This is a genomic window from Pyruvatibacter sp. (genome assembly GCF_040219635.1).
Classification (GTDB): Bacteria; Pseudomonadota; Alphaproteobacteria; order CGMCC-115125; family CGMCC-115125; genus Pyruvatibacter.
In genome coordinates, this window is record NZ_JAVJSC010000004.1 from 231,016 (window position 1) to 257,004 (window position 25,989).

A 25,989-nucleotide genomic window follows, 5' to 3' on the forward strand; every position below is an offset into this window, starting at 1 on the left:
TTCCCCGGTTGATTATCCCGGTGTTTTGATCTTGCGAAACTCTGCGCTGATGATTTTCAACGCTTCGGGATCACGCATTGCCAGCATACTCATGGACGTTGCAATGCGTGCCTGTGCCTGAGCAATTTTGGAGGCGTGAGCAGAACTCATCATCGCCTTTTCCACATCGCTCATCGCTTCGATTTCAGCCGTCGCGACATCCATCCTTGCGCGTGCGTCAGTAATGATCTCAGCCACGTTTCGGGCATCTTCGGCTGTCTGGACCTGCTCTACAGCATCTGCGATGCGGTTCATCTCATCAGCAAATACATCGGCAGCGTTGTTTGCATCACCGCCGCACGCTGCGAGCAGGACGCTTGATGCGAGCAAAAAGACCGGCAATAGAGATTTGATTTTCATGGCTTCAGCAGCCTCCCGCGATCTGTGCATCACGCACGGCTTTGCGCGTGCTGGAGGTGGCAACGGCGACCTCATTCGCCGTTGCTCCGCCGGAGCCTGTCAGAAGCTGACTGAGCCGTCCGCCTGCGCGCACCCGCTGTTCATACTGGGTAACTTCCTGCATTTTGGCGTTTAGTTCCGCACACGACATGTTTTCAATGCCCGAAATACCGGGAGCAGGTTCTGCCGCCGTTGCGCAGCCTGTCAGCACCATGGCGACTGCAAACACCGCGCAGCGCATTGTACAAAACAACTTGCTGGAAGGAGGCGGAAGGCCGGTATCCGCCGTGGATTGTGTTTTCATCCGGGGTGCATCTCCTATGTTGCCCTCACGACATGCCGCAGAAAATCCGGACAAGCGTGGGCATACAGCGCTTCAACCGTCTGCTGACAGTAGCTAAGCTGCCTCAGTCCAAATCGGCAATTAGCTCATATGAGCTAGTGGCCGCCGATGTGATTGAGTGAAAGACTGCATGTTTGACCCGGTTCTCATTGCTGATGACCATCCAATTTTCCGGAATGGCCTGCGCCAGATCATTTCCAGGGAAATGCCTGACTGCGAGGTGATTGAGGCGGGTGACATGAGTGAAGTTAAGGCGGCGCTGGACCGCGAAACCGCTTTCGAGCTGGCGGTCGTTGATCTTTACTTTCCCGGGTTCGACCACACCTGTGATTTTCAGATGCTGCGACGTATCCTGAAAACAACGCCTATACTGGCGGTCTCGATGACGCACGACGATGCAGCGATTGACTGTGTCATGCGTCAGGGCCTGAACGGTTTCGTTTCGAAATCAGTTGCAGCCGAAGATCTGGTAAGTGCCATCATGAGCGTGCGGGATGGCGAGATTGTTGTTCTCAGGAGCACCGCGGGCTCAAGCGCTGCCGCGATGGACCATGGGCGCAATCCGCTTGATGCATTGTCGTCACGTCAGCTAGACGTTCTGCGTCTCATCTGTCGGGGTGCGACAAACAAAGAGATTGCACGCGACCTTGGTTTGTCACCCCACACTGTCCGTATTCATACGTCTGCATTGTTCAGGGCACTCAACGTATCCGGACGAGCGGCGGCGGCGGCCCTGGCCTCTTCACGAGGGTTCAGTTGAGACCCTTTCAGGGATGCGGCTTGCCAGTTCAGACAGGATTGCAGCACGAAGCTGACCGGGACGAACGGGCTTATGAAGCAGAGTGTGCCCGGCCTCTAACACCTGCTGTCGGGTGGTGGGCGCGGTATCGGCTGTAATCAGTATGACGGCCACATGCTTTCCATACGCCCTGCGGATTTCAGCAGCGACATCAAGCCCGCTGTGCCCCGCAAACAAGTGCATGTCTGTAATGACAAGATCCGGAGCGGCAAACGATGTCTTGTCCTCGCGTCTCCACATGGGCATCGCCTGATAGGTGTGCCCCCACTTTTCGAGGAGTGCCGTCATGCCGGTGCGCGCATCCTGATCGTCATCAATTATCCAAACATGACCTGAAGCAGGGCTTGCCGGTTTCGCAGCATGTTGCAGTGCTGGTTTTGCTTCAGTGCGTTCATCAGTCGTTGGCTGCAATGGCCCAACCGCAAAACAGCTACCCCGACCCAGGTTGGAGCGAACGCTGACCTCAATCCCGTGGTGCGCGGCCAACCGGGCGACAATGGCGAGCCCCAGACCGAGACCGGTCTCGTTGGTTTGCGGGGCCAATGGTATTTCAACGCGTTCAAAGTCCCTGAAGATGCGACGTTGCTGGTCATCAGGTATGCCACGTCCATTGTCCCATACTTCAAGATACACCTGAGCACCGCGTCGTCTGACACCGACAACAATACGATCCGCGCGGGAGTGCTGGAGCGCATTTGCAATGAGGTTGTGGACAATCCGGCTCAGGATGTCCGCATCGACCAGAACGTGAGCTCTCGTCGATACAATTCTCAGGTCAATCGACCTGTCTGCCGCGGCTGGCCGGAAAATATCATGCGCGGCCAAAAGCAACGGAGCCAAAGCTACCGGCGCCGCTGTCAGTTTTGTTTGTCCTGTGTCGAGCAGCGTCACATCCAGCAGGGAATCAAAAAGCCTCGCCAGGCCATCCAGTGACCGTCTCACACGCAAAAGCGTGGTGTTTGTTGATCTGTCAGGCGAACCGTCAGGCAATGATGCAACCAGCAAACCGATGCCATGCAGCGGCTGTCGCAGATCATGGCTGGCCTGCGCTAAAAAGTGTGACTTTGCATAGTTGGCCTCTTCGGCGGCCGTGCGGGCCTGCCGCAGTTGTTCTGCCTGCACCTCCAACTGATCAGCCAGGCGCGACTTTTCCCACTGAAGAGCAAATCCATTTCGGGTAAAGGTGTGCAGCACCCACCCAAGGCCGAGCATGAGGCCCATGAACAGCATCAACATGCTGCCCGAAATCAGTCCGGCCTCACCCGGCTGATCTATCACCACGCGCGCCGCCTGCGCCGGCACGATCAACAGCAAGGTAACGACGAGCATCCGGTAATGCGCATTGTGGGTTCCGGTGCCCGTCACGATACCGCCGGCAATCAAAAACCCGATAAATGCTCTGAGCTGCTCGTTTTCGGGTTGAAGGCTGAAGCCAAGCCACCCCCACCCAAGAGCGAGCAGGACGGCTGTTCCATCAAACCACCTGCCCCACTCCCTGATCGGCCTGGCCCGTTGTGATTGCTGCGTCCCTTTGAAAGAGATGCAGGCCTGAAGCAGTGCAAAACTGCTCATCCAACCGGCCCAGACAACAAGATGTACAGGTGAAAACCAATCCCAAAGCACCATCACCACAAGTCCGGCCGAGATGATGTGCATCTGCCAAACAAAACGCGCCAGCCTCAAAACCAGCGCATCGCTTTGATAGCGGATGAACTCTTCTGCCGTCGCATGAGTCATCTGCGGAAAACTTTGCTGTTGAGGCATTTTGGGTCTAGGGCCAATAAAGACTTGCGCACGCCTGCTGCCAAAACGTTTATGTCATTTATTGTACCGAAGCCAAAGGCCTTGCGAATGGTCAGCCTGCGGTCACTTCCTTGGCAGATCTGTTACTACGCCAACATCCAGCACAGGTGAGGCGTCGATATTCTCAGCGTCCAGCAATGAAACAAGTCGCAGCAACGCTGCCACAAGCGACGCCTGTTCCCAATCAGCCAGGTTAGCGAAACGCCTGCGAAAAATGTTTTGTAGGAGGTCCGGTGCGCCGGCGGCCAAATCGCGCCCGGCCTGCGTAACTTCGACCCAAACCCGGCGGCGGTCACGCTCGCCGCGCCGCCGCTCCACAAGTCCGCGCTCCTGAAGTTTATCCACCAGGATTGATGTTGTGGCCTGTTTCAGGTCAACAGCGTCAGCAAGGTCGCCGTTCAGCATTTCGCCACGGCTGCTTAACAACTGCAGTACCAGCAATTGTGAGGCTGTGAGACCAGAATCAGCGGCGAGCGCTTTTACGTTTGCTTCCGTCGCCTTGAGAATGCGCCTGAGGGCGACCAGCGCCACCTCTGTTTGATCTTCCATAGTGGCTCGTCCCGGCAGCCTCCCTGTTTGCAGCACAACATCATATGATTTGCGAATGGTGTTTGCAGTACGTACGCGCCATTTCCAAGGAAAACCCTGCGTCTATTTCACATACCTTCAAACGCGGAAGGGATTACCTCTAGATGCTGTGCTTGATAAAAGCGTGGAGGGACATTATATAGTTCATCAAACAATTGAAAGAACTCGGGACAGCTTCCAAATGCACGCGGCGGCACAACAGAATGAAAAAGACGCGCAGACTGTTCCCAGTCCTGTTCCCGGGCAGGTTGTGCTTGCCTCACCATGTGCGACCGACGGTGCAGATGTTCATGCACTGATTGCGAAATGCGCACCGCTTGATCGCAACTCAATGTACGCAAACCTGCTCCAATGCAGCGATTTCCAGGCAACCTGCGTTACCGCGCGCAGAGACGGCGTTCTTATTGGCTGGGTCTCCGGATATGTGCTGCCAGATGACCCGAACTCTTACTTTTTGTGGCAGGTGGCCGTTGATGAGAGCGCCCGCGGCGAAGGGCTGCCAAAGCGTATGATTGTAGAGGTTCTCAGCCGCACAGCGTGCGCGGATGTGCGGCAGCTCAAAACCAGCATTACCCGCAACAATCAGGCGTCCTGGGGGTTGTTTTCAAGTGTCGCCCGACACCTCAAGGCCGATATGCGGGACGAAGTGATGTTTGAGAAAGACAAGCACTTCGACGGTCACCACGACACCGAACATTTGGTGACGATAGGGCCATTCGACATTAAGGAAGTCTAAACTTCCTTCGTAATTACATAGTTCATCAAACAAAATGGGATTTCAGCAATGCCAAGGCAACTGACTTCGACCCCTCAATCCGTATTTGCGCGGCGGGAATCATCCGTGCGCAGTTACTGCCGCGCCTTCCCAACGGTGTTCACATCCGCGCAAGGCAGCCGCATGACCGCTGAGGACGGCACCCGTTATATTGATTTTCTGGCGGGCTGTTCGACCCTCAACTACGGGCATAACCATCCGGAGCTCAAGAAGGCTCTGATTGACTACATCATGTCTGATGGCGTGACGCACGGGCTTGATATGCACACAGATGCAAAGGCCCGATTTCTTGAGACCTTCGAAACGCTGATCCTGGAGCCACGCGACCTTGATTATCGCGTGATGTTTACAGGCCCTACGGGTGCCAACGCTGTTGAAGCGGCATTGAAACTGGCGCGCAAGGTTACCGGGCGAAGCAACGTGATTGCCTTCACCAACGGTTTTCACGGCATGACCCTGGGTGCACTGGCGGCTACCGGCAACGCAGGCAAGCGCAATGGTGCCGGGGTGACCCTGAGCGATGTCGATCATGAGGCATATGACGGCTATTTTGGTTCTGATGTTGATACCGCCGAGCAGTTGGAAGCACGCCTCGACGATCCATCGTCCGGCCTTGAGGCCCCGGCGGCATTTCTGGTGGAAGTGGTTCAGGGCGAGGGCGGCCTTAACACGGCAAGCGATGCCTGGCTGCGCAAGATCGCAGCCCTGGCCAAACAGCATGGCGCCCTGCTGATTATTGACGACATTCAGGCCGGGTGCGGTCGCACGGGTTCTTTTTTCAGCTTCGAGCGCGCCGGCGTTGTTCCCGACATTGTCACGCTGGCCAAATCGCTCTCAGGCTACGGCTTGCCTTTCGCGCTCACGCTCATCAAGCCAGAGCACGACGACTGGAAGCCCGGCGAACACAACGGCACATTCCGTGGCAACAACCATGCCTTTGTTACTGCCACGCGCGCACTCGAACTGTTCTGGTCCAATGATGATTTTGCCCGCGACGTAGAGCGCAAGGGCGCTCATCTGCGCCAGCGTCTGGAAACCATCGTGGCGGATACCGGCATTGCCCGGCGGGTCAAAGGTCGCGGCATGATGGCCGGCATCGAGTTTGAATCCGGTGAACAGGCATCGCAGATTTGCAAGCAGTGCTTCAAGGCCGGGCTGATTATCGAGACCAGCGGCTCGCATGATGAAGTCGTGAAGGTGCTGTGTCCTCTCGTCATCAGTGACGAGGAGCTTGACGAGGGATTGTCCATCCTTGCCAAGGCGGCAGAGACAGTGGATGCACAGGCTGACAAAGCAGCCGCCTGAACCAGCAAGGAGATTTATCGATGATTATCAGAGACCTTGCCGCCGCGCGGAACACAGAGCGCAAAGTGGAAAGTGATGGATGGACATCCGTTCGCCTGCTGCTGCGCGACGACCGGATGGGGTTTTCGTTTCACATCACGACAATTCATGCGGGTGCGGTATTGGAGATGGAGTACAAGCATCATCTTGAATCCGTGTACTGCATATCTGGCACCGGCAACATCAAGGATCTGGCGACGGGTGAGGTTCACGAAATCCGCCCGGGAACCATGTACGCGCTGGACAAGAACGATCACCACATTTTGAGTGCGTCGTCTGATACCGACATGGTCATGGCGTGTGTGTTCAACCCTCCTGTCACAGGTCAGGAAGTACATGGACCCGATGGGGCATACCCAGCCAGTTCGGATGCCGCAGCCTGATCCTGCTCAGGCGGACGCAATGTTTGGATAAAGCGCTGTCCGTTAGAGCCTCGCGCATTGAAGCCGGCCCGTGCCGTTCGAAACCCAACATAAAAAGCCCATCACCAAAAAGGCTCACAATGACACATACTGTCGAGAAAATAGGCGGCACATCCATTGCCAGCACCGACGTCATTCTGGCGAACGTTCTCATCGGCCCGCGGGCTATGGATCAGATCTACGATCGGGCATTTGTCGTCTCAGCCTATGCCGGCATCACTGACCGCCTGCTGGAGCATAAAAAATCCGGTCGCCCGGGTGTGTATGCTCTGTTTGCCAGCGCGCAAAACAGATGGGCGTGGAGCGAAGCGCTCTCAGAAACCGCCGATGCTATGTGCGCCAAGAATGCCGAGATATTTGGCGAGACCGAAGCCTGCGCGACAGCAGATGCTTTTGTGCATGACAGGATAGATGGCGTTCGCAGTTGCCTCGCCGACCTGCACAGCCTTTGCTCGTACGGACAATTCCGGCTCGACGACCACCTGACGACTGTACGTGAAATGCTGGCAGCTCTTGGTGAAGCGCATTCAGCGCACAACACCGCCTTGTTGCTGCAACAAAAACAGATCAATGCGACCTTTGTTGATCTCACTGGTTGGCGCGATACGCGTAAAGTGTCGCTGGATGAGCGCATTGCTGAAGCGCTTGATCCGATTGACATGGCCACTACCCTGCCCATCATCACCGGGTATGCAGCGTGTGCGGACGGCATGGTGCGCCAGTATGACCGTGGCTACACCGAAGTAACTTTTGCACGCCTTGCCGCCGTCACAGGCTCGCGAGAAGCAATCATCCACAAGGAGTTTCACCTATCAAGTGCTGACCCGAAACTGGTTGGCGAGGACAAAGTCTGCAAGATCGGCGAAACAAACTACGATGTGGCTGACCAGCTTTCCAACATGGGCATGGAAGCCATCCACCCCAACGCGGCCAAGTATCTGCGACAGGCTGACATTCCCCTGCGTGTCAAAAATACCTTTGATCCACGCGACGACGGTACAATCATTCGCGGTGACTTTTTGCCCGATGAACCGCGTGCGGAAATCATTACCGGCCTCACGGGGGTCTTTGCCTTTGAGGTGTTCGAGCAGGATATGGTGGGCGTGAAGGGCTACGATGCGAAAATCCTGGCAGCGCTGACCCGCCATGACGTTCGGATCATTAGCAAGGGTTCAAACGCCAATACAATTACCCACTACGTCGATTGTTCGCGCGAGACAATCAAGCGTGTGGCCTCGGACATCGAGGCCGACTTTCCGCTTGCGGAAATTGATGTGCGCGATGTGGCGATCGTATCAGCAATCGGTGCGGATCTGGATGCGGTGGGCGTTACGGCACAGGCGACAGGCGCATTGTTCGAAGCCGGCGTTGCCCTGATTGGCCTGCATCAGCTCACGCGCAACACCGACCTTCAACTGATCGTCCACAACAGCGACTATGAGCGGGCCGTCATTGCTCTGCATCGCGCGCTTATTGAAGCAAATACGCCTCCGCAGACAATCCGTCAGGTCGCGTAGCCGCAACAAGACCGCATAAAGCGCTGCGGCGCTTGGGGCCCCGTCAGGGAACGCCAGGAAGGCACACACCATGATCCTTATCAGTTTTCTCACGGTGCTTGGCGCCTTTCTGGCAATTGGTCTGGCCTCCATACGTCAGGCAACCGGCGAGCGGGAAGACTACTACCTCGCAGGACGCAGCGTGCGTCCATGGCTGGTAGGGCTCTCGGCGGTTGCAACCAACAATTCCGGCTACATGTTCATTGGTGTTATTGGCTACACCTATGAAGTGGGGCTTGCGGCAATCTGGTTGATGATCGGGTGGATACTCGGTGATTTTCTGGGATCAACATTCGTACACCGCCGATTGCGACAGGCTACGGCCGCCACCAAGGAGGCCTCCTATGTGTCGGTACTGGCCCGTTGGTACGGGGATGGTTTCGCCACATGGCAGCGCATAGGTGCTGTCATCGTCGTGTTGTTTCTCATTGCCTATGCTGCGGCCCAAATTGCAGCGGGCGGCAAAGCGCTGCAGGGTGTGCTGGGGTTCGATCCAAGGCTGGGGGCAATCGCAGTTGCACTGGTCGTTGTCGCCTATTCCATTGCCGGTGGCATCCGCGCCTCCATCTGGACCGACGCGGCGCAGTCATTTGTCATGCTGGCCGCAATGACACTGATGCTGGTCGTCGGCGTGCAGGGGCTGGGAGGGTGGCAGGGAACAATAGAGCAATGGCAGGCGGTGCCGCGTTTTCTCGATCTGTTTCCCGATGACCTGATTCTGGCCGGGGCCGCAGGCATGGGACTGTTTGTCCTGGGCTGGATGTTTGCCGGTTTTTCTGTTGTCGGCCAGCCCCACGTTATGGTGCGCTTCATGGCTCTTGAACGTGAAGACCAGATGGTGAAGGCGCGGGTCTGGTACTACAGCTATTTCATCATGTTCTATCTGCTGGCTACGGGCGTTGGTATGTTGTCGCGGATTTACCTTCCCGATCTGGCATCGATCGATCCGGAACTCGCCTTGCCCCGAATGGCGGTTGAACTGCTGCCGCCGGTGCTGGTGGGACTTGTGCTGGCGGGCATTTTCGCGGCCACCATGTCCACGGCGGACTCGCTGGTTCTGTCGTGCTCCGCTGCCATCACCCATGACCTGGCACCCAACCGGCTGGAATCCCCGGTCCTTCTCAAAACCGCAACCGCTGTGGTGACGCTGGCAGCCCTTGGGCTTGCGTTGCTGGAAAGCCAAAGCGTCTTCAACCTGGTGATCCTGTCATGGTCAACACTTGCCTGCGCGTTCGCACCCTTGTTAGTGCTCTACGCGCTTGGGAGACGGGTTACGGAGACAACAGCGGTCGCATTGATGGTTGCGGGCGTCGCGATTGCCCTGACATGGCGCTTTGGTTTTGGCTTTCACACCAGCATCTATGAAGGCCTGCCGGGCATACTGATCCCCCTCATAGCGGGTTGGATTTTTTCGCAGCCCTTCGCAGCCAATGACGAGAGCCCAAAGGATCATCCAGCGGAAAGCAGAGCCCTTTGATCATTTTGCACTGCTGAGCAGATTCGCGCCGACCTGAACTTTCCAGAATGGATACCGTTTCACCAGACTTGCAGAGTGGCTTGCGGCCAATCCCGACGAAGCGTCAAAAACACATATTTTCGGTGAGTAGAGTGCTCCTGAAGCAGTGATGGATACCCGGCATGGCTTTGGTGCCTACCGCGCCATTCGAGAGATGGCGCCCAATGCCGAGATTCATATTTTCCGTCTGTACAACATGCAGATGGTGGCCGCCGATGACCCACCCCTTTTGAATGCATCCATGTTGAATGAAACACCGGCTTGTTTGAAGGAGACGGGTCACATAACCGCAGGGTGTTCGTTTCGAACCGGTCTCTACGTGGTAATTTCTGATGCTTTCTGCTGAACGAGAAAATACGCCCCCCAGCCAAGATTTTTCTTGTTATTGCAAATGACTCTCAATATACAAACTACAAAATAGCGCTTTACCGGGGTTTCGCTGATATACGCGTTTAACCTAGTTGCGAATGATTCTGAGTCTTATTTTCTTTTTGTCTGCTGAAGAGGTCAAAAGTGTCGAAGGGTGTTTGTGATGACTGCAGCGTCGTGGCTTCCAAAAAAAGCTTTCAGGCAAATTTGAAAGCATCCACATTCCTGGCCAGGTCGGCAGCAGCAGCTATGCTGGCGTCTGCAATGCTTGTCAGCACAACAAGCGGCATTGCCGCTCAGGGTGCAGAGGGTGCGACGTCTGGCGATGGTTTGCGAGCCGCTCCAATCAGTGTAACGGCCACCCGAAACCCAATGGAAGCGTTCAGCGTGCCCGGACAAGTGACGGTCAAAGGCGCTGAAGACATCGCGGACGAAATCCCGGCCAGTCTTGATGACCTGTTTGATGACATCCCCGGCGTAACCAGCTTTGGCGGTCCGCGCCGTACCGGCGAGATGCCGACGATCCGTGGGTTCTCCGGTCCGGATGTAATCGTGACGCTTGATGGCACGCGCCAGAACTTTGTTTCCGGTCACGATGGCCGGGCCTTTATTGATCCTGCGTTTCTTGGTGAAGCGGAGGTCGTCCGCGGATCAAGCTCGGCTCTTTACGGGTCCGGCGGTACAGGTGGCATTATTGCTCTACGTACTCTCACGGCTGATGACCTGCTCAAAGGTGATGAGACGGTTAGCGGTCGAGTTGGTCTATCTTATCGCTCTGGCAATGACGAATTCGCACAGCGCATTGTTGGTGCCTGGCGCCCCAGCAATATGACTGACGTGACTGCTGGTATCGTTCGTCGCCGATCATACGACGTACGACTGGGCAATGACGTCAAGCTGGATTCTGAAGACGACATTCTGTCCGGCTTCGTTCGTGGCGAATTCCGGCAGAACAAAAGCTCTGGCGTTCGTCTGGGTTGGAACCGCTTTCGCAATGACGCGCGTGAGCCGAACAATGGCCAGGCAGCCGGTGGCACCCTTGCCGACAAGAACGTCGACTCCGAAACCATTTCAGGCGGCTTCTTTTTCAACCCGCCAACCAATCCTGTTCTGGACGCGGAAGTAACCGTGTACCGAACTGTCAGCAGCGTTGACGAAACCAACCTGACAGGAGCTTCAGCCAACCTGTTACAGGAACGCAAGCTGACAACTTTCGGCTTCAATGCGGACAACACCAGCAACTTTGCCCTTACCGACAACGTTGACCTCTCGCTCACTCTGGGTATCGACTTTTATCGCGAAGATGCTGAGGGCTTGCTCAATGGTGGCCTGCGCGGTGGCGTGGTAACGGGTAATCAGCAGTTTTACGGCATATTCGCCCAGTCTGCTTTCAGCTTATACGATCTGTTTGGACTGGAAGGATCTGAGCTGACAGTCACGCCAGGCTTCCGCTATGACAATTTCGACAGCGCAGACAATGTCGGCAACAATACTGAAGACAATCAGCTTTCACCAAAAGTGAGTGTGAGATTTGCCCCGACTGAATGGGGTTTTGTCTATGGCTCATACGCGGAAGCATTTCGCGCGCCGCGTCTCGATGAACTGTTCCCCACAGGAACCCACTTCCCTGTGTTTACAGCAACGAATGCCGTTGTTGACTTCAACACATTTATTACAAATACCACCCTTGAACCGCAGTCCACGGACACGTGGGAAGGTGGGCTTGGTGTCGAGTTTGATGATGTGTTTGGTGACGGCGATGTGCTGCAGGCGAAAGCCGGTTACTACTCCATCAAAGGCAAAAACTTCCTCACCACGCAGGTGACGCAAACTGCGAACACGACAAATCCGCAATTCTTCCCTGCACCCTTCCTGGTTCCCGGATTTACGTGCCGGGCATTCATCTCAATCACTGCTGACCCGAATGGCTGTGGCGGTACGACGCAAATCGTCAATATCCCCAACGCAGAGCTGGATGGTTTCGAGCTTGAAGCCAGCTACGAGTCATCCCGCTTCCGGGTCAAACTTGCCGGCTCCACCATGGACACCAAGAACAAGGCAACCGGCGACCCCATCGGCGTTGAGCAGCCAGACCAGATCACTGCCGACCTTCGCCTGAAGCTTCCTGAAGTCGACAGCTTTATTGGCTGGCAGGCAACGCTCGCTGACAAACACAATGGCGGAACCATTCGGGCCAATGATCGCAACTCCTATCAGCTGCATGAAGTGTATGGCCGCTGGCAGGCAGAAGAAGGCGCGCTTGCGGGATTCAGCGTTGGCGTCACCACGGAAAACCTTTTCGACGAAGAATACCAGCGCGTTTCCTCAGACACAGTTGAAGAAGGCCGCAGCGTTCTGGTCGACGTCAGTTATCGCCTTGCCTGGTAACCACACAACACGACCCCAGCGGTCACACTTCAGGAGAAACACCATGCCGGACACCTCTGTTTCTGGACTCCACTCTCGTGTTGCCGAGCTTAGAGAACGATTGCCCAAGTTGCGGGCACGCGACGTTGCTGCCGAGCTTGGCATTTCAGAAGCCGAACTGGTCTGTTCCGGACTTGGCAAGACAGCAACCCGGCTTAGCGGATCATGGTCTGCAGTGATTACGGCTTTCGGTGATCTGGGCGAGGTCATGGCCCTCACCCGCAACGAAGGTGTGGTGCATGAAAAGGTGGGTGAGTACGCCAACATGGATTTCGGCGCCCATGGCGGCATTGTCTTGAACCACGATATTGACCTGCGCCTCTTTCTGGGCCGCTGGCACTTCGGCTTCGCCGTCAACGAAGACACGCGCTCGGGTTCAAGGCGCAGCCTTCAGTTCTTCGATATTGACGGTACTGCTGTTCACAAGGTGTACATGCGATCAGAGAGCAATGACGCGGCATATGATGCTTTGGTCGAACGCTTTTCTCATGAAGACCAGTCCAACCTGATTGAAACACGACCGGTTCCGGGGACTGCCGCTGACAAGCCTGACAGTGAAATCAACCACGAGGCTATGTTGCAGGAGTGGAGCCGGCTCAAGGACACTCATGACTTCTTCCCGCTGCTGCGTAAATACAAAGTAGGGCGGCAGCAGGCGTTGAGGCTTGCAGAAGGTCGTTTTGCCCAGCAGGCCCCTTCTGATTCTGTTCAGCGCGTGCTGAACACGGCAGCCGATCGTGGCGCACCAATTATGGTGTTTGTCGGCAACAAGGGGTGCATCCAGATCCATACCGGTCCGGTGGTCCGCATTGAGCCCATAGGTCCATGGATCAACGTTTTGGATGATGGTTTCAATCTTCATCTGCGCACGGATCTCGTCGCTAGCGCCTGGGTTGTTCGCAAGCCGACTGTGGATGGTGACGTTACATCCGTCGAAGTCTATGACGTCGATGGCAACATGATGGTGCAGTTCTTCGGCGAGCGTAAACCTGGACAGACCGAACGTGACGACTGGCGCCAGTTGATCGCAGACGGCGTGCTTGGCCAGGGAGTGGCGGCTTGATGACCATATCTACGCTTGGTGTAAGGACATTTTTCTTCACTGCCGCACTTGTTTTTGGGGGAGGCGCAGCGCCTCTGACCGGAACCTCTCCGGATGCCCGGGCAGAAGCGCTGCAAGCCCCTGAAAGAATTGTGTCCGTTGGCGGAGCCGTCACCGAAACGCTTTATGCCCTTGGGCTTGGTGGCAAGCTGCTGGCTGCCGACACAACGAGCATGTATCCAGCGGAAGCACGCGCATTGCCCAAGGTCGGCTATCTGCGCCAGCTGTCCGCCGAAGGCGTGCTGGGCATGCGCCCCGACCTCATCCTGCTGGGTGAAGGAGCAGGCCCCGCGGCGGCTGTTGAACAGATCAAGAGTGCTGATCTGGATGTTATCGAAATTGGCTCACCATGGACGCCAGACGGTATTGGCTCACTCATTGAGACCGTGGGCAACGCCACCGGCCACGCCGCACGGGCAGCCGACTTTGCCATAACGGTTGCAACTCAGTTCAGCGAACTAAAGGAAGCTATTCCCACAAAAGAGCAACCATCAGTCTTGCTCGTTCTCAATGCCGGCACGGGCCCTCTTTTCGGCGCAGGCACAAACACCGCTGCTGAAGCGATCATAACAATGGCCGGCGGACGCCTCGCTCTCCCGACACTGGATGGGTACAAGCCACTGTCGCTGGAACCCGTGCTGACTGCTGATCCTGATTACATCCTGATACCCAATCACGTTGTCATGGCTTTGGGTGGGGAAGAAGCTCTTGCAAACATCGACGTGATTTCCAAAACCACTGCCGGACGTGAAGGCCGCATCATCGTGGCCGACAGTCTCTACCTGCTCGGCTTTGGCCCTCGCACACCACAAGCCATTGCTGATCTGGCGGAGCTGTTTCATCCGGATGCGGACATACCTCTTGCGGGGCGTGCGCAGGCTCCATCCGGGCAAATGTATTTCACCGGGAGCTGAGCATGACGCTCGCGGTCCACGCCAATGGAGACAGCAAAACCACAGCGCTGACGGGCGCGCTGTTTTTACCTCTGCTCGCCTTCGTGGCGGCAGCGGGCGCTGTGGCAGGGCTGACTTCTGGCTCGGCCGACCTGTCCCTTACGACACTTGCCTCTGAGTTATGGGGCAGCTTCTCGGGTGCTGAACCCGATGATCCGGTGGCTCGGACCATTTTTTTGGATGTTCGTGCCCCCCGTGTCGTGCTTGGTATTGCGGTTGGGGCAACGCTGGCCGTTGCGGGTGCTATGCTCCAGGCGCTGTTTCGTAACCCGCTTGCAGAGCCGTCTATCATTGGTGTTTCGGCTGGCGCTGGTGCTGCTGCGGTTGCCACCATCGCACTTGGTGGCATGGTGTCATTCATTGGCGTCGGACTGCTCTACATTTTGCCGCTAACGGCATTTCTCGGTGGTCTGGTAGCTACACTCGCAGTCATGGCGGTTGCGCGCGTTGGTGGACAAACACCGGTGCTGACCATGCTATTGGCTGGCATTGCCGTCACCGCTATTGGTGGCGCGCTCATGGGGCTCATGATGTTCATCAGCAATGATGAGCAACTGCGTGCCATCAACTTTTGGATGCTGGGCAGCCTGGGCAGTGCCACATGGGCGGCTATCATTCCCGCGCTTATCCTCATGGGTTTGATGCTCGCCACTGTGCCGACGCTGACCCGCAACCTCAATCTGATCCTGCTGGGCGAACGCGAGGCGGCCTCACTTGGGCTGACTGTCGATCGGTTCAAGAACATGGCCGTTATTCTCGTTGCCGCAGGTGTCGGCGCTGCTGTGGCGGTCAGTGGAATGATTGGATTCGTCGGTATCGTCGTGCCGCATTTGCTTCGGCTTGTCATCGGCCCTGATCACAGAGTTCTGCTCCCGGCATCCGCGATTGGTGGCGCCGCTCTCTTGCTGTGGGCCGACGTGGCTGCACGAAACATGGCGCCTCCCGCAGAACTGCCTATCGGGATTTTGACAGCGCTTCTCGGCGCCCCATTCTTTCTCTGGCTTCTGCGCCGCGCTGGCCGGGATGGTGCGGCATGGTAGCCCTTGCCGCGCACAATCTCAGCATTAGCCTGTCCGGACGCCGCGTGCTCAAGAATGTTTCCATCTCCGCGAACCCCGGTGAGGTGTTGATCATTGTTGGTCCCAACGGAGCCGGTAAATCCACATTACTTCGTGCCTTGAGTGGTGAGGTGTCAGCAAACGAAGGTTCGGTCACAATTAACGGATTCAAAATCGACGATCTTTCAGCCGCAGAACTTGCCCATCACCGGTCGTTGATGCCTCAGCACGCGTCCTTGACCTTCCCTTTCAAGGTGCGTGACGTCGTGGCCATGGGCCGCGAGCCGTTTCGCAGTGAAGCAGACCATGAAGCGGATCGCACAGCGATACGGTGGGGCATGACGGCGACGGATGTTTCGGGCCTTTCTGAGCGTCCCTACACCAGGCTGTCAGGTGGAGAGCAGCAGCGTGTTCAACTGGCCCGCGTCCTGGCACAAAGCTGGCGTGCAGCCGGGAGCACTACGCCGCACTATGTGCTTCTCGACGAACCTACCGCCAGCCTCGATCTCGCCCATCAACATGCCACGCTACATCTAGCACAAGAACTCGCAGAGACAGGAGCTGGCGTCATTGCCGTAGTGCACGATCTCAATCTAGCAGCGCTTTACGCCGACAGGGTCGCGGTTCTGTCAAAAGGAGAGCTTGCAGCCCTTGGCTCACCCGAAGAGGTGCTGATGCCACCCTTGATCGAGGACATTTTCGGTCTTCGGGTTAAACGGATCTTTGATGAGGACAGCTGCAGACATCTCGTGCTGCCCACAGGCCACCGACACGCTGAAATCATGATCTCACACAGCGCTGCGGCTCAATAACTGCAGGCTCATCAGAAACCAGGTAGCAATATGGACGATACAAGCATTCCGCAGCCCGCCGCTGTTGAAGCCATTCCAAATACAAACAACGCTGTGATGGCGCCTGACGGCCTTGAGCAGCCCGCTCATGCGCTTGTTGATTTTCTGTTACTTGGTGGTCCCGTCTTGTGGGTGCTGGCCGGACTATCTGTCGTAACGCTCTCTCTTGTCCTCGCCAAGCTGGTTCAATTCTCAATTGCCCGCTTGAACAGCAAATTGAGGTCAGGCGGGCTGGGCGCGATAAAGTCTGCCACGGCCACTGCGATTAAAAGCCATCCGAAGGATCGCGCGCTTGTGGAGGACGCAGGTCGCAGGGCTGCTCGCGGGATCATGCGGCCCTTGGAGCGCGGGCTTGGAACGCTTGGCATGATTGCCATGCTCAGCCCGTTGATCGGCCTGCTTGGGACGGTCATTGGCATGATTGATGCCTTTCAGGCGCTTGAGACCGCCTCCAGCGCGGTTGATCCAAGTCTGCTGTCCGGCGGCATCTGGGTAGCACTTCTTACCACTGCGGCAGGCCTCGTCGTTGCCATTCCGGCTACTCTTGCCCATGGCTGGTTTGAAGGACGCCTGTTACGCTTTGCCGATGAAGCGGAATGTCTGATTGGGCACGTTCTGGCTCATGCAGCACCAAGCGCGAATACTTTGCGCATAGCCGCTGAGTAACGTTTTCCCATGAGCACTAACGTCCTCAGCCTGAAACGACCAAGGCCGCGTGTTGTTCTGAGCCTCACACCACTCATTGATGTTGTATTCATCCTGCTGGTGTTTTTCATGCTGGTATCTCAGTTCACCAACTGGCGTGAAATCGATCTCATTCCCAGTGCCGTATTGGGCGACTCGACACGTGACCAAGCTACGCTAACGGTAACGCTGACCGCTGACGGTACGATTCAAATCGAGGGCCGCACTATGGCGAACACACGCGAAGCTATAGGAGTCATAAAGGCCAGATCACTCGTAAGCGAACCCATAGTGGTGCGGCCGCTGGACGGTGTGGCCATACAACCGGTTATTACGTTGATGGAAGCCCTCGCCGGAGCTGACGTACCCAACGTGACGGTCGAAAGACCTCAGAGCGATACATGATGCCCTTAAGACATCCACGCACCGAGCGACGACCGGATGGCACGTTGCCGCTGATCAACATTGTCCTGCTTCTTGTTCTGGCTTTCATGATTGCTGGAACAGTAGATGTGCCCTTGCCAGACCAGTTTGATCCGCTTCGCGTGGTGCAGGCCGGTCCTGAGACGCAGAGAGCTGACGTCATCGACATCATGGTCGGCCAGAATGGTGACGTGTTTCATCTTGGCGCTGTTACGTCTGACGACACGCTTTCAGCACTCTTCAGCGAATTGGGGAAAGAAGACAAAAAACTCAGGATCAAATCTGATAGCCGCGCGCCTGCATCAAAGGTGATTGAGCTGCTTGCAACAGCAGAAGATGCAGGCGTCAAGACCGCTGTGATCATGACCATCGAGGCACAGCTGTGACGACAAGTCAGACACACAGCTTGCGTATTCCCCGGCTTGCTACGCTTTGGCCATGGATGATGATGGTCGCCTTGATCGGTCACGTGGCTGTTGCCGTGGTGCTATTCAGCACCGAACCTGAACCGAGTTCTGGTGGTGGTGGCAAAGTGCTGGGGAAGCTTAGCGTCGCCTTAGGCAGCGGCGCACCTAAATCCAAGATGAAGAATACCGAAACACCCAGCGAACCGGTGGCACAGGACGCACGAAAGCCTCCAAAAGTACTGGCGAAAAGAGTTCCCGCCAGCCCGTCAAAGCCCGCCCCTGAACCTGTTTTAGAGATGCCACCGGATTCGGCAACGGCCAGTCACGCCCGCAATGCAACGCCCACACTGGGGAGTGGGGCCGCAGCATCGTCGCCAGGAAACAGCGGCGGCACAGAAAAATCGACGAGCGTGCATGATGCCTATCTGGCCATGCTTCGCGCCAGGATTGAGGCCAAAAGAACCTATCCCGCTACCGCCCGCAGAGCCGGTCAGCAAGGCGTTGCATCTTTGCGCCTGACCATCACAGCCGATGGCACGCTGACGCAGCTTCACGTGATACAGAGCTCAGGCCATTTCGCGCTGGACCGCACAGCCAAACGTATGGTGCAAAAATCAGCGCCATTTCCTGCCCCGCCGCGCACCAGGTTTGAAGTCACGATACCCATTGTTTTTGAGCTGAGATAAAATCGCTGGTGTCCGGATTGTTTGAGCGAGCGATGAGCACTCTGCGGTGCTCGGCCCTAATCCCAACCGGGGGAAAGCAAGGGGTCAGGTCACGTGCTGACATATGCGATATCAGCCTCCAGCCGACCCCGAACATTCGAACTGGTCTCCGACCGTTTCGAACAAGTCTCTGCCGCAGAGAGCCAACAAAAACGAATATCGGTAAAGTTGAGTCAGAGACGCTCGGAGAGTTCGAAGTCAGCCAACTTCAAATCTACTAGCATTTTATTCTCTACACAGACGAATACCTCGCAACCTATTGGGTTGTTTTTGCAATTTGAGCCCGAGGAAGGTGGTCAATGGCGACTAAGAAGGCTGGCTGTGCAGAGCCAAGAACGAGAACCGGTCTCCTCCACAAATTCCCTGTTAAACGGGAATTTGCAGGGAAATTTCGTCATTTTGCCTGCGGGCTGGGGCACAAAGAGCACAAAAATGGCTTGGAATCAGCCGTTTCTCATAACTTCGGCAAACATGGAACAGGGAAATTTTGATTTAGGAACTGGGAAAACAATAGGGGTATCAGCGAGCAGTCTTACGCAAATTCAAACTCTGCGGAGTCGTGACGGAAACGCCATAGCGGAATGGTTGCAGCGAAGGCTTAAACGACAGGCAGCCTGACCAATTCTCGAAAGTATAACGTACCTGCCAATGTCACTGACGTGACCCCTTGCTTTCCCCCAGCTGTGTTTAGAGCCGAGCCACGTTTTTGCACTGCTACCCAACCTTGGACCACTCAGATCTGGAGTTTTCCGCCTTTCCCAGGTCCGCGTCGGGATTTTTCAAACCCCACCGATTCAAACTTTCACGCGCTGACATTTGTCAGCCTCTAGATTGTCGACAATCCTCAATTTCCTGATACACTTTTACACGTGGGCGTCAGTGCATTTGGAGAGTGTAGGATGAACAAGGTTTTGGGGTTTGCCGTAGCAATGGTTGTTTCTGCTGTGACGCTGACATCCGCCAATGCGGAGCGTCTGACAGCTGAAAGCGGTGATCTGCTGCGTGGAAGCGATATGCGCTCACTGTTTGCCGATGCGACATTTACCGGCATCAACGAGTTCGGCAACGACTACGTCAGCAACCTCTATGAGGGGGGCGACATGACGGGCGACGCTATCAGTCCGGATGGTATTTTGCTGGAAAGCGATACCGGTCGCTGGTGGGTCAGGAACGATGTCTGGTGCCGCGAATGGGATACCTGGTTTGGAGGTTTTCCGGCCTGCTTCAAAATCGTCAAGGACGGCGACACCATCAAGTTCTTTGATACGTCCAACAATCTGGTAAGCGATACGACCTACACAGCCAATGCAGCGGCGCCTCGCTAGGCAATCGTGATCTGGCACCGGTTCTAGGCGACCTCACTCACAGTGTCGCCGTCTATGCCCATCTCCTGCCATTCCTCGTCAGCCAGAGCCTCCATGAAAGCATTTCGCCGCTCGGCAAGCATCTCATCAATGGCTGCCAGCGCCTTCATGGAATCCCGCCGCATAATGTGCTTGGCAATGGATTTGAAGTTCGCTGCCAGCTTGCTGGCGGATGTCGCCGGCGCTGCCACCTCACTTGAAAGCAGCGGCAGCAGCATGGAGGCCTGATCGTATGCCTCAATAGCCCGCCGATTGTTGCCAAGACCAACTAGATAGCGCCCGAACATCACTTCATCCGATATGAGATTGGACGTCGCACTCACGGCGTCACCCGCGCTCATGGCTTTCAAGAACCCCTGCAGGTCCGACATCACAGCCATGTTGGGCTGCTCGCAAGCCTTCGTAACTGCATGGGTTATGAGGCATCTGCGAAGATCGAACACGTCAGAGACATCACCGAGGGTCAGCGTGGACACGAAAAAACCGCGCCTTGGCTCCTGGTGCAACAGACCATGCTGCGCCAGCATCCGCGCCGCTTCACGCACCGGGGCGCGACTGACCCCAAGCTGTTTGGCAATGGTGGCTTCAACCACCCGGTCGCCAGGGCGCAGATGGCCATCAAAAACGGCATTTCTCAGCTGACGACACACTTCTTCGACAAGCCCCTGTCCGGGCACTGGTTCAAATGCTGACCTTAGAAGCGCATCTGGATCGCCGTACCCGCCCATCTGAACCGTCCCGTCTTGTCTGAGTATCGGACCTTATTGGCGGTCCTTGCGTGAACACAATCGACTTGGTGTGGTGGCAACAATATCAGCATTGCCACCACACCAAAACCGCAAGACGCATCACCTCATAGTCTTATGGGCAGGTACCGCCATTCAGACCGGTATTGCCAATAATCGGCGCAGCCGGGAAGAAGAAGTTGTTGCCACACGGAGTAGCTATGTTCGTTGTCGTGTTGCCGGTGCCACCCAACGCAACACCGGGGCCGGTGCCAGACGCAGTCTGAATGCCGAACTCATTGTTATTGAAGCCAACCGAGTTAATCATCTGGTTGTTGTTCAAGGTTGCGGTACTGCCGCCGACATAAATGTAGATCGATGAGAATGCCTGCCCAGTGATACCCTGGCCCGCAGCGTTTCCGCCGATGGTCGAGTTCTCAACAGTTACGATCGAGTCGAACAAACTGATGCCCCGGTTGAGACCCGCCGCTGCCACGCTGCCGACCTGCAGAACTTCCGCACCACTGACCACACCGGTGGAGAAGTTATAGGCAATGCCGGTCGCGGTGGTTCCTGTTACCGCCGTCACCGTTGTGTTTGTCAGGTTGGTTGTGAGCGAGCTTTGCACCAGTGCGCCTGTTGAGGCTGCGCCAGTCATCGCACCAATGGTCATGTTGTTGACATTGATCACGCCGGAATTGTTCACAAACAGCCCGCGGGCACCTGCGCCGCCGTTGGTGCCGATGGTGGTGTTATTGACCGTTGCACCAACGGTATTGACGATTGAAAGACCCGCTGACCCAGCCAGGTTGCCTGGGTTGGTGCCGCTGATGTTCACGTTGTCAATCGTCAGGCCGGGTGCATTATCCGCAGTGACGCCCATGAAACCGCCGACAAGGTCAACGTTTTGCACCGTTGTGTTTGCTGCAACCTGCAGATTGGCCACCGCATTATTGGCAGAGTTGATTGTTGGCCGTGCACCACCACCCGATATGGGTGCCAATGCGGTGGCACCACTCTCTAAACCAACAACCGGTACAGACAATGCAGCATCAGCGCCGGTGAATGTCTGGCCTGAGGCAAGCGTCACTGTGCCGTTTGTGTTGACCACACCGGCGGTGCCATCCACCACCACAATGCCACCCGGTCCGGCTTGCGTAACGGCTGATTGAACATCAGTTGCATCTGCAAGGCTGCTGCCGCTGCCGCCGCCGGTTGCGTTGGCATAGGCAATGTTGCCGTAAGGCTGGCCGGTCAGCGGATTTACCGCTGCTTCCAGTGTGCCTGCCTGTGCTCCCGTTACAACATCCACGTCACGCTGAACGCGCTCCGTCATGCGCTCTTCGAGTGGCGACAAGTTGTCGGAGCGACGCCCGCCAAGCAAGGTGGAGAAGGGAACGCGCAACCGCGCCACACCAAAGAACTGTTCGCCGCGCACGGAGTCGTCCTGGATTTCAGCGCCAAGCGTCAGGCGAGATCCATCACCAAGGAACGAAATATCGTTGAAGCGCATTTCAGCGCGCGCGCGTGGACCTGAAACCGCCTTTGTACCCGATGCATCAAAGTGATACCCACCACCGAAAATACGAACTTCGGTATCTTCAAATGCGAGCGGCAGCTTGTAACCGATTTCAGCGTCAAACCCGGACAGAGCGCGTTCAGCTTGGCCTTGCACAAAAATCTGGTTGTTCACAATGACGGCTGTACCTGCTGCGCCGACAATGGCCTTGGCATCCTTTTCAGCAATGTACCCATTGGCCCGGAAGTCAAAGTCTTCGGTGAGCGCTTCAACGCCGATGGTCGCCTGATTGAAGGTATTGTCGGCCTGTGTGGTGCGCTGGTCGAAGAAGCCATAAGCGCCAACCACCACGCTGTCCGCTACGATCTGGCGGAAGCCAAGACCCAGGTTGTATTCGCCGGACCCGGCATCGTCGTTCTGGAACCGAAGGTCGGTGTAAAACAGCGAGTCATCGTCCTGCCAGAGCGGGGCAAAAATGTTGCCCGTCCCTAGCTGGCGATCATTGCCACCCTTGTATTCGCCTTCAAAGTAACCGCGATACTTGCCTTCCGGGCCAAACACGGCCTGCGCCGGTGCAGCAAGAAAATCAGCTTCGCCAAACTTGAACGTAGTCTGCAAAACGCCATAAGTGTTGGTGTTATTCAGGCCCGTGCCAAACCGGTTATCCTGACGGTCGGTATGAACAATGGCGGCGCCAATATCAACGCCCGGCAACCAGGCATACGTCGCAGCGACTTCCAGAATGTCTGCTGTCGCATCACCCAGCAGCACATTAAAACTGGTGCCCGATTGGGGCAGGTCTGTCATGGAGAAGCCATACGACACACCAAAGATCCACGGGTCAGTGCGGTAGGTTATGCCCGCAGTGACTGACTCAAAATCGACGTCATCAAAACCCTCAAGGTTTTTGTAGGTCATGAACGAGCCGCCGGCTGTAAAGCCGCCATACTTGATCTCGGTGCCCACGTTATAGGCGCGTACTTTGTCGTTGAACGCGATCGCCGGAAACGTGTTGCCGTTGTTGACATTCGCCTGCATGACACCGGCGCTGACACCAACATCCACATTGCCAACATTAAAGCGATACAGACCGGCAATCTCGGTGACGTCCAGCAGGTCCTGCGTTTGGTTGTTGGTGGTATCCATGCGCGGCGCCCAACTCGCCGCAATGATCCAGTCATTGCTGACGGGTGTGTTCACCCCAACGCGGAAATTGGTGTCAAAAAATGTTGGAGAGCTGGTGGCAGCGAAAGGTGCAAGAAATGGGTTTTGCGAATGCACGAACTCCGGCGAGTTCACACCATAACCACGCCCGATCGCCGATGGCGCGCCAAAACCAAACACGGTGGCAGCACCAGCCGTGATGCCAGTCGTAACATCACCCACAGGTGTGGAGAAAAACGCCCAGCCCTGATCGACTTCAAATTCCGAAGAAAAATCATTCTCAGCGGTTTTGGCTTCAATACGGGTCTGCGCGCCAACAGCATATCCGTTACCCAGAAGATGCGTGACCCGGCCCTGCCCTTCGCCCAGAAAGAAAAACCCTGAATTGTCGCCGCCAAAAGACGTCGAGGGTGCGGCATAGCCTTCGAGTTCCAGGAATGTACGATCTGTCAGCTGAAAATCCTGTGCCGCCGCAGGCAGCGCCGCAAGGGCTACGCCAACAAGCATCGTTGTTCCAAGCAGATGTGTGCGTGTCATAGTAGCCCCCGGTGAACCATGTGCCTGTCGCCCTTCTCACACCCCCACCAGGCGCACTTGACTGGGCGACCACAGACCGTACATCAACGCACTGCCTGTTTGCATATTGTCGACAATTACTCTCCGATAATTACACCCCAAAGCACTGTCATCAACGCGGACCGTTGGTTAATGGTCGGTAAAGCCTAAAATGTGTCAAATCCGCAACGAAATGGTGTCAGAGATGCGCGCGCAGCGTGCAGGAAGTCGGGATCTACACCTCAGGTTGGCAGGCAAAAGGACTACCCATGAAGACCATCTGGATCGCGTCGTATCCCAAGTCTGGCAATACCTGGCTGCGGGCCTTTTTGATGCAACTCCTGTGGGGTGAGGAACGCTCCCTCACCCTTGCCGATCTTGGAACCTATTTTGCGAGTACAACCGGGCGCCAATGGTACGATCTGGCCTTCGGCGGCGACACATCCGGTCTTGATGCATCCGCACTCTTGCGCTTGCGGCATCGGGCATTAGAGCTGATGAGCGAACAGTCGCCGAACATGGTGTTTGTCAAAACCCATGCGCCACTGGCAGCATGGGGTCAGGCCACAACACAGCACCTCATTCCGCCAGACCTGACGCGCGGCGCCCTCTATATTGTCCGCAATCCCTTGGATATCGTCCCGTCTGCAGCGCGGCACTACGGCGTCAGCCTTGATGCAATGATTGACCTTATGGCGTCAGATACATTTGCCAGCGATAACACAGCAGCCCATGTACCAGAGCGCATTGGCCCCTGGCATGCACATCTCAGCAGGTGGATTGAGGGCACGGATAAACCGCCCCAACCCGGACAACAGATACCCCAGGTGGTGCGATATGAAGACATGTATACCGACACCGTTAATACCTTTGGGTTGGTCACCCGTTACCTCGGCATCAAAGTGCCGCGCGCGCGCCTGAACAGGGCCATCCGTCGGTCGTCGTTTGGCGTGTTGCAGCAGCAGGAAGCGGCGTCAGGTTTTGCCGAGCGAAGCACCCATACAGATCGGTTTTTCAACCACGGAAAACCTGGAAGTGGCGCGGCACAGTTGAGCAAGGCGCAGATTGACCGCATCATCGAAACACAAGGCAAGCTGATGCGCCGATGCGGTTATTCCACCGATCTTGATGGACACAGCTAGACAAAGCGATTTAACCTTCTTGGGTGGATTGTCGACAATCTAGAACAAGGATCTGTGATGCGTCATATACCCCTGAGACGAAAGCTGACTGTCGCGTGTATGGCAGGTTTGGCATCCGCCCTTATGGGCGTCACCTTTGCGCCCGGCACGGCGGCAGCGAATGATTTTGAAGGTGGTCCGCAGGAGGAAATCGACCGCACCTGGACAAACGGCCTGGTCTATTTGCCTGATGGTGATGGCGGGCATATCAAACAGACCATCAGCGCGTTTGAAGCAGCTGGTGCAACGCTGCCCGAAGGTGTTGGCCCCACTTTGCCAACCATTGTGCAACTGCATGGCTGCGATGGTCTTGGAAGCGTTCCCAAACGGTCTGCGATTATTTTTTCATCCGCCGGATACGCAGTCTTCCTGCCAGACAGTTTTGCCCGCGAGCATAAACCCACAAGCTGTAACCCGCTGATACCACGCGGCAGCCTGCATCGCGAAGTTTTGGGGTGGCGTCAGGCAGAGGCCGACAACGCTCTGACCAATGTCAGGAAGTTCGACTGGGTCCAGCCCGAAAACATCTTCATGGCAGGCCACAGCGAAGGCGCGATTACAACGGCGACCTATGTAGGTCAGCCCGTTGCCGGCCGCATCATCGAAGGCTGGCCATGTCATGCGGGGTGGGAGGAGTATATTGGCCTGAACTCACCCAAGGATGAGCCCGTGCTGGCACTTTATGGTGAAAACGATCCGTGGTTTCCAGACCCGATTTTTGACGGCCACTGCGGTGACTTCATGGATGAACACACCCAGGGCACGTCCGTTGTCTATACCTCGCCGGACCGTCTGCACGACGATCACTATCTGCTCTATGTCAAAAAAGTGCAGGACATCGTGTTTGCATTCCTCGACGAACACAAAACGCCTCAGCAGTAAGGTCTGAGGCGCCGTT

Annotated in this window: 25 protein-coding genes; 19 read left to right on the plus strand and 6 right to left on the minus strand. The window is 56.2% G+C overall.

Translation table 11 applies throughout. From position 1 onward, the window contains the following. Positions 1–12 precede the first annotated feature (12 nt). Positions 13–399 carry a hypothetical protein gene (locus RIB87_RS09870; RefSeq protein WP_350146066.1) on the minus strand — a complete coding sequence of 129 codons (387 nt, stop codon included), beginning with the start codon at positions 397–399 and terminating at the stop codon, positions 13–15. A gap of 4 nt (positions 400–403) precedes the next feature. Further along, complete coding sequence (locus RIB87_RS09875; protein ID WP_350146068.1) at positions 404–742, minus strand: hypothetical protein; 339 nt, start codon at positions 740–742, stop codon at positions 404–406. A gap of 169 nt (positions 743–911) precedes the next feature. On the opposite strand from RIB87_RS09875, the gene RIB87_RS09880 reads away from it, so the two are divergent. Beyond that, a complete protein-coding gene (locus tag RIB87_RS09880; protein ID WP_350146070.1) occupies positions 912–1,541 on the plus strand; it encodes a LuxR C-terminal-related transcriptional regulator in 630 nt (209 codons plus the stop codon). On the opposite strand, the gene RIB87_RS09885 is transcribed toward RIB87_RS09880, so the two are convergent. Beyond that, positions 1,524–3,317, minus strand: coding sequence for a hybrid sensor histidine kinase/response regulator (locus RIB87_RS09885; protein ID WP_350146072.1), 1,794 nt, complete (start codon positions 3,315–3,317; stop codon positions 1,524–1,526). The genes RIB87_RS09880 and RIB87_RS09885 overlap by 18 nt on opposite strands. Positions 3,318–3,446: 129 nt before the next feature. After that, positions 3,447–3,932, minus strand: coding sequence for a MarR family winged helix-turn-helix transcriptional regulator (locus RIB87_RS09890; RefSeq protein WP_350146074.1), 486 nt, complete (start codon positions 3,930–3,932; stop codon positions 3,447–3,449). Between the two features lie 55 nt (positions 3,933–3,987). Between RIB87_RS09890 and ectA the strand changes: the two genes are divergently transcribed. The 16 genes from ectA to RIB87_RS09970 all read left to right on the plus strand — a co-directional run bounded on the left by ectA (position 3,988) and on the right by RIB87_RS09970 (position 19,908). Beyond that, positions 3,988–4,707, plus strand: coding sequence for a diaminobutyrate acetyltransferase (gene ectA, locus RIB87_RS09895; protein WP_350146076.1), 720 nt, complete (start codon positions 3,988–3,990; stop codon positions 4,705–4,707). A 48-nt stretch (positions 4,708–4,755) separates the two neighbouring features. Beyond that, positions 4,756–6,051 carry a diaminobutyrate--2-oxoglutarate transaminase gene (gene ectB, locus RIB87_RS09900; protein ID WP_350146078.1) on the plus strand — a complete coding sequence of 432 codons (1,296 nt, stop codon included), beginning with the start codon at positions 4,756–4,758 and terminating at the stop codon, positions 6,049–6,051. A 20-nt stretch (positions 6,052–6,071) separates the two neighbouring features. Then, positions 6,072–6,473 carry an ectoine synthase gene (locus tag RIB87_RS09905; RefSeq protein ID WP_350146080.1) on the plus strand — a complete coding sequence of 134 codons (402 nt, stop codon included), beginning with the start codon at positions 6,072–6,074 and terminating at the stop codon, positions 6,471–6,473. A 119-nt stretch (positions 6,474–6,592) separates the two neighbouring features. After that, positions 6,593–8,029 carry an aspartate kinase gene (locus RIB87_RS09910; RefSeq protein WP_350146082.1) on the plus strand — a complete coding sequence of 479 codons (1,437 nt, stop codon included), beginning with the start codon at positions 6,593–6,595 and terminating at the stop codon, positions 8,027–8,029. Positions 8,030–8,099: 70 nt separating this feature from the next. Then, entirely contained in the window at positions 8,100–9,545 is a 1,446-nt protein-coding gene (locus tag RIB87_RS09915; RefSeq protein ID WP_350146084.1) for a sodium/proline symporter, read from the plus strand. Between the two features lie 148 nt (positions 9,546–9,693). After that, positions 9,694–9,930 (plus strand): hypothetical protein, encoded by a 237-nt coding sequence (locus RIB87_RS09920; RefSeq protein WP_350146086.1) that lies wholly within the window; start codon positions 9,694–9,696, stop codon positions 9,928–9,930. Between the two features lie 167 nt (positions 9,931–10,097). Then, the gene (locus RIB87_RS09925; RefSeq protein ID WP_350146088.1) at positions 10,098–12,341 is read left to right on the plus strand and encodes a TonB-dependent receptor domain-containing protein; all 2,244 of its coding nucleotides are present in this window, start codon (positions 10,098–10,100) and stop codon (positions 12,339–12,341) included. A 43-nt stretch (positions 12,342–12,384) separates the two neighbouring features. Continuing rightward, on the plus strand, positions 12,385–13,443 hold the full coding sequence (locus tag RIB87_RS09930) for a hemin-degrading factor (RefSeq protein ID WP_350146090.1): 1,059 nt from the start codon (positions 12,385–12,387) through the stop codon (positions 13,441–13,443). Next, positions 13,443–14,396: a heme/hemin ABC transporter substrate-binding protein gene (locus RIB87_RS09935; RefSeq protein WP_350146092.1), complete on the plus strand. Its 954-nt coding sequence runs from the start codon at positions 13,443–13,445 to the stop codon at positions 14,394–14,396. The genes RIB87_RS09930 and RIB87_RS09935 overlap by 1 nt, the downstream gene beginning before the upstream one ends. Positions 14,397–14,398: 2 nt before the next feature. Next, a complete protein-coding gene (locus RIB87_RS09940; protein ID WP_350146094.1) occupies positions 14,399–15,475 on the plus strand; it encodes a FecCD family ABC transporter permease in 1,077 nt (358 codons plus the stop codon). Beyond that, on the plus strand, positions 15,469–16,305 hold the full coding sequence (locus RIB87_RS09945; protein ID WP_350146096.1) for a heme ABC transporter ATP-binding protein: 837 nt from the start codon (positions 15,469–15,471) through the stop codon (positions 16,303–16,305). Before RIB87_RS09940 ends, RIB87_RS09945 begins: the two co-directional genes overlap by 7 nt. A gap of 30 nt (positions 16,306–16,335) precedes the next feature. Next, positions 16,336–17,010, plus strand: coding sequence for a MotA/TolQ/ExbB proton channel family protein (locus RIB87_RS09950; protein WP_350146098.1), 675 nt, complete (start codon positions 16,336–16,338; stop codon positions 17,008–17,010). Positions 17,011–17,019: 9 nt separating this feature from the next. Continuing rightward, positions 17,020–17,433, plus strand: coding sequence for an ExbD/TolR family protein (locus tag RIB87_RS09955; protein WP_350146100.1), 414 nt, complete (start codon positions 17,020–17,022; stop codon positions 17,431–17,433). Then, positions 17,430–17,837 (plus strand): ExbD/TolR family protein, encoded by a 408-nt coding sequence (locus RIB87_RS09960; RefSeq protein ID WP_350146102.1) that lies wholly within the window; start codon positions 17,430–17,432, stop codon positions 17,835–17,837. Before RIB87_RS09955 ends, RIB87_RS09960 begins: the two co-directional genes overlap by 4 nt. 20 nt (positions 17,838–17,857) lie before the next feature. Next, complete coding sequence (locus RIB87_RS09965) at positions 17,858–18,544, plus strand: energy transducer TonB (protein ID WP_350146104.1); 687 nt, start codon at positions 17,858–17,860, stop codon at positions 18,542–18,544. 938 nt (positions 18,545–19,482) lie between these two features. Continuing rightward, complete coding sequence (locus RIB87_RS09970) at positions 19,483–19,908, plus strand: hypothetical protein (protein WP_350146106.1); 426 nt, start codon at positions 19,483–19,485, stop codon at positions 19,906–19,908. A gap of 23 nt (positions 19,909–19,931) precedes the next feature. On the opposite strand, the gene RIB87_RS09975 is transcribed toward RIB87_RS09970, so the two are convergent. Both RIB87_RS09975 and RIB87_RS09980 read right to left on the minus strand, forming a co-directional pair. After that, positions 19,932–20,675, minus strand: a complete 744-nt coding sequence (locus RIB87_RS09975) for a GntR family transcriptional regulator (protein WP_350146108.1) — start codon at positions 20,673–20,675, stop codon at positions 19,932–19,934. 133 nt (positions 20,676–20,808) lie between these two features. Further along, positions 20,809–23,892, minus strand: a complete 3,084-nt coding sequence (locus RIB87_RS09980; RefSeq protein ID WP_350146110.1) for a porin — start codon at positions 23,890–23,892, stop codon at positions 20,809–20,811. 287 nt (positions 23,893–24,179) lie between these two features. Here RIB87_RS09980 and RIB87_RS09985 point away from each other — a divergent pair, with 287 nt between their 5' ends. Together RIB87_RS09985 and RIB87_RS09990 are read left to right on the plus strand one after the other, a co-directional pair. Further along, positions 24,180–25,052 (plus strand): sulfotransferase domain-containing protein, encoded by an 873-nt coding sequence (locus tag RIB87_RS09985; protein WP_350146112.1) that lies wholly within the window; start codon positions 24,180–24,182, stop codon positions 25,050–25,052. 99 nt (positions 25,053–25,151) lie between these two features. Next, complete coding sequence (locus tag RIB87_RS09990; protein WP_350146114.1) at positions 25,152–25,973, plus strand: dienelactone hydrolase family protein; 822 nt, start codon at positions 25,152–25,154, stop codon at positions 25,971–25,973. Positions 25,974–25,989 lie beyond the last annotated feature (16 nt).

Excerpts from the sequence above, each read along its gene's own strand:
- RIB87_RS09870 (WP_350146066.1), bottom strand. The coding sequence starts at position 399 with ATGAAAATCAAATCTCTATTGCCGGTCTTTTTGCTCGCATCAAGCGTC.
- RIB87_RS09875 (WP_350146068.1), bottom strand. The coding sequence starts at position 742 with ATGAAAACACAATCCACGGCGGATACCGGCCTTCCGCCTCCTTCCAGC.
- RIB87_RS09880 (WP_350146070.1), top strand. The coding sequence starts at position 912 with ATGTTTGACCCGGTTCTCATTGCTGATGACCATCCAATTTTCCGGAAT.
- RIB87_RS09885 (WP_350146072.1), bottom strand. The coding sequence starts at position 3,317 with ATGACTCATGCGACGGCAGAAGAGTTCATCCGCTATCAAAGCGATGCG.
- RIB87_RS09890 (WP_350146074.1), bottom strand. The coding sequence starts at position 3,932 with ATGGAAGATCAAACAGAGGTGGCGCTGGTCGCCCTCAGGCGCATTCTC.
- ectA (WP_350146076.1), top strand. The coding sequence starts at position 3,988 with ATGGTGTTTGCAGTACGTACGCGCCATTTCCAAGGAAAACCCTGCGTC.
- ectB (WP_350146078.1), top strand. The coding sequence starts at position 4,756 with ATGCCAAGGCAACTGACTTCGACCCCTCAATCCGTATTTGCGCGGCGG.
- RIB87_RS09905 (WP_350146080.1), top strand. The coding sequence starts at position 6,072 with ATGATTATCAGAGACCTTGCCGCCGCGCGGAACACAGAGCGCAAAGTG.
- RIB87_RS09910 (WP_350146082.1), top strand. The coding sequence starts at position 6,593 with ATGACACATACTGTCGAGAAAATAGGCGGCACATCCATTGCCAGCACC.
- RIB87_RS09915 (WP_350146084.1), top strand. The coding sequence starts at position 8,100 with ATGATCCTTATCAGTTTTCTCACGGTGCTTGGCGCCTTTCTGGCAATT.
- RIB87_RS09920 (WP_350146086.1), top strand. The coding sequence starts at position 9,694 with ATGGATACCCGGCATGGCTTTGGTGCCTACCGCGCCATTCGAGAGATG.
- RIB87_RS09930 (WP_350146090.1), top strand. The coding sequence starts at position 12,385 with ATGCCGGACACCTCTGTTTCTGGACTCCACTCTCGTGTTGCCGAGCTT.
- RIB87_RS09935 (WP_350146092.1), top strand. The coding sequence starts at position 13,443 with ATGACCATATCTACGCTTGGTGTAAGGACATTTTTCTTCACTGCCGCA.
- RIB87_RS09940 (WP_350146094.1), top strand. The coding sequence starts at position 14,399 with ATGACGCTCGCGGTCCACGCCAATGGAGACAGCAAAACCACAGCGCTG.
- RIB87_RS09945 (WP_350146096.1), top strand. The coding sequence starts at position 15,469 with ATGGTAGCCCTTGCCGCGCACAATCTCAGCATTAGCCTGTCCGGACGC.
- RIB87_RS09950 (WP_350146098.1), top strand. The coding sequence starts at position 16,336 with ATGGACGATACAAGCATTCCGCAGCCCGCCGCTGTTGAAGCCATTCCA.
- RIB87_RS09955 (WP_350146100.1), top strand. The coding sequence starts at position 17,020 with ATGAGCACTAACGTCCTCAGCCTGAAACGACCAAGGCCGCGTGTTGTT.
- RIB87_RS09960 (WP_350146102.1), top strand. The coding sequence starts at position 17,430 with ATGATGCCCTTAAGACATCCACGCACCGAGCGACGACCGGATGGCACG.
- RIB87_RS09970 (WP_350146106.1), top strand. The coding sequence starts at position 19,483 with ATGAACAAGGTTTTGGGGTTTGCCGTAGCAATGGTTGTTTCTGCTGTG.
- RIB87_RS09975 (WP_350146108.1), bottom strand. The coding sequence starts at position 20,675 with ATGGGCGGGTACGGCGATCCAGATGCGCTTCTAAGGTCAGCATTTGAA.
- RIB87_RS09980 (WP_350146110.1), bottom strand. The coding sequence starts at position 23,892 with ATGACACGCACACATCTGCTTGGAACAACGATGCTTGTTGGCGTAGCC.
- RIB87_RS09985 (WP_350146112.1), top strand. The coding sequence starts at position 24,180 with ATGAAGACCATCTGGATCGCGTCGTATCCCAAGTCTGGCAATACCTGG.
- RIB87_RS09990 (WP_350146114.1), top strand. The coding sequence starts at position 25,152 with ATGGCAGGTTTGGCATCCGCCCTTATGGGCGTCACCTTTGCGCCCGGC.